Below are 2,683 nucleotides of genomic sequence, written 5' to 3'. Positions count from 1 at the left end.
TCTAAGGCTGATTTTGCCTCTTCAATCTGGGCCAGTACGGCATCGTATTTTGCTTTTGTCAGATTTAGCTCTGATTCAGAGATGACATTTTTGTCAACCATTATTTTTAGGCGGTCTACCTCAAACTCTATTACTTTGGCTTCCGCCTTGGCAGTTTCCAAATTGGCTTTGGCTTTGGCTAACTCTGCCTTGTACTCCTGCTCATTGGTTTTGAAGAGAATTTGGCCTTTCTTAACCTCCTGGCCTTCATCCACATTTACTTTTTCAAGAAACCCTTGAACCCGAGCCCTAAGTTCCACATTCTGAATGGCTTTAATATCCGCTACATAATCTCTATGTAAAATGGTATCAGATGCTACCACCTCAATTACAGGAAATTCTTTGATGGCTTCGGCCTTTTCCCCCGTCTTATTGTCACTATTACATGAAAAAATGACAACCATCGGAATAAAAAAGGTGAAAATCCCGATCTTGTTTAATTTTATCTTACTCATATTCGATGCCAAAACTAGTTTTACTTTTATTCAAGTGATGTGCTTTTTACACTTTAAAGCAACAACAAATAATACAATAATTTTGGTGAAAACCAGATAGATTTTTCCAAAGTAACTTTTACAGACTTTCAACGGGCAATATCATGGATAAGTAAGCCTGCCGACCAATCCAAGGATTAAGGGTTCTACAAAGCGGGTTCATTCTATTACTTATTGTATATTTGCAGCAATTTAATAGCAAAAATATGTTCAAAAGACCACTATCATTACTAGCCCTTTTAAGCTTAACCTTTAATGCATTTTCTCAGGATATTCCGCAGCCCAGAAGCTACGTAGCCTATCAAGTGTCGGAAAAACCCATAGTAGACGGACAGCTAAACGAATTCGCTTGGCAAGCCGCAGATTGGTCCGAGCCCTTTCTCGATATTCAAGGCCCTGACTTGCCCACTCCCAATCAATTGACCCAAATGAAAATGCTTTGGGATGAACAGCACTTATACATAGGGGTCAAACTACATGAAAAAAACATTTGGGCCACTTATACTGAAAGAGAATCTGTTATCTTCCATGAGAATGACATTGAAGTTTTTATAGATCCGGATGGTGACACCCACAATTATTATGAAATTGAGGTCAATGCCTTGGGGACGCTCTGGGACCTGCTACTTACCAAACCCTACAAAAACGGCGGTAAGCCAATCAATGGATGGAATATCAACAATCTAGAATACGCCATCCACCTGAGTGGAACAGTCAATGACCCTACAGATGTGGATGATTATTGGTCCATAGAAATGGCCATCCCATGGAAAAGCCTTTCCCAATCCGGCCCATCCTATAAAGCCCCTGTTGATGGTGACCAATGGCGCATTAACTTTTCAAGGGTGCAATGGCAAATAGAGCCCAATTCCAATGGGTATAAAAAAACCATCAATCCAAAAACCGGTAAGGCATTTCCTGAAGACAATTGGGTTTGGTCACCTATGGGACCTATCAATATGCACCTTCCTGAACGTTGGGGTTATTTACAGTTTTCGGAGATCAATATTGGGGAAGGAAAGGAAGCTTTTAAAGCTGAGCCCAATGAAAAAATCAAAAATGAGTTGAGGAAGCTCTATGATGCAGAGAAGCAATTTTTTGCAGGAAATGGACGGTATACCAACAAATTATCTGATTTAAACGTTGATACTAGCCTAACCATGGTGGAAATTGAAGCCACCAAATCTTGGTTTAAAATTTCCAGCCCGGCTGTTTCCAATGGTGAATACTGGCATATCACTGAAGACAGTAAGATTTGGAAAAAATAAATGGCAGATCCGCAGAAGGAGGTATTCATTCAACCCATGGCAAATCTCATCTCATGATAAAAAACACGATTTATTTGTTCCTGCTTGCCCTTTTTGGCGCTCTTTACACAGGCTGCACAGAACCTTCAGAGACCCGATCCTTGGTAAATATTTTGCTAATTGACGCACCTGGAGACTTTGATGAAGTATGGATAGAAGTGGAAGGCGTAGAAATCCTTCCTGCAGGAAGTCGGGGAAGTGAGGACAACGCCAATTGGGTCAGTATCCCCTATCAAGCGGCCAGCAATATGGTGTTGGTCAGTGCCTTGATAGACGAAACCCAGTTGCTCGTGGGCCGAACAGAATTACAATCCGGAAATATTTCTAAAATACGATTTCTCTTAGGCGAAGAGGCTTACTTCTTAAATGAAGATGACGAGCGAACAGACATGACTTTATCTCCGGATATAGAGGATTTGTTGGAGTTAGATGTAGACATCTCCGTAGAAAGTGGCTATTCTTATGACATCATTTTGGATCTTGACCTGATACAATCAGTAGTAGCTGACCAAAATGGAGATTATGTCTTTACACCCCATTTCAGGGCATTTGTTAGCAACGGTTTGTCGGAAATTTCTGGGACTATCCTACCAATTGATATTGCTCCGCATGTTTTGGCCATATCAGCCACCGACACCTTTAGTACACTTACCTCAGATGATGGCGGTTTCTTTCTCAGTGGCTTACCGGAAGATGAATACCTATTTAAGATCGAGGCACCCAGCGGATATGTGGACACTACTTTCAATCTTTTGACTCACCCCGACAGTACCTTGACCCTGGAATCCATCACTTTACAAGAAAGCACCTCACCCGAATAATATAGCCAAAGTGATGCCAGAA

Annotated in this window: 3 protein-coding genes; 2 read left to right on the top strand and 1 reads right to left on the bottom strand. The window is 41.3% G+C overall.

From position 1 onward, the window contains the following. On the bottom strand, nt 1–494 hold a 494-nt coding region (locus AAC037_RS23275), incomplete at its 3' end, for a biotin/lipoyl-binding protein (protein ID WP_339906000.1). Nucleotides 495–739: 245 nt separating this feature from the next. Between AAC037_RS23275 and AAC037_RS23270 the strand changes: the two genes are divergently transcribed. Together AAC037_RS23270 and AAC037_RS23265 are read left to right on the top strand one after the other, a co-directional pair. Continuing rightward, the gene (locus AAC037_RS23270; RefSeq protein WP_339905999.1) at nt 740–1,801 is read left to right on the top strand and encodes a carbohydrate-binding family 9-like protein; all 1,062 of its coding nucleotides are present in this window, start codon (nt 740–742) and stop codon (nt 1,799–1,801) included. Beyond that, nucleotides 1,789–2,661, top strand: coding sequence for a DUF4382 domain-containing protein (locus AAC037_RS23265; RefSeq protein ID WP_339905997.1), 873 nt, complete (start codon nt 1,789–1,791; stop codon nt 2,659–2,661). Before AAC037_RS23270 ends, AAC037_RS23265 begins: the two co-directional genes overlap by 13 nt. The last annotated feature ends 22 nt before the right edge of the window (nt 2,662–2,683 follow it).

Origin of the sequence: uncultured Cyclobacterium sp. (assembly GCF_963976465.1) — a bacterium.
Lineage (GTDB): Bacteria > Bacteroidota > Bacteroidia > Cytophagales > Cyclobacteriaceae > Cyclobacterium.
The sequence above is the reverse complement of the archived record's forward strand: the minus strand, read 5'-3'. Positions and strand labels throughout refer to the sequence as shown.

Coding starts and splice junctions, on each gene's coding strand:
- AAC037_RS23270 (WP_339905999.1), top strand. CDS start 740: ATGTTCAAAAGACCACTATCATTACTAGCCCTTTTAAGCTTAACCTTT.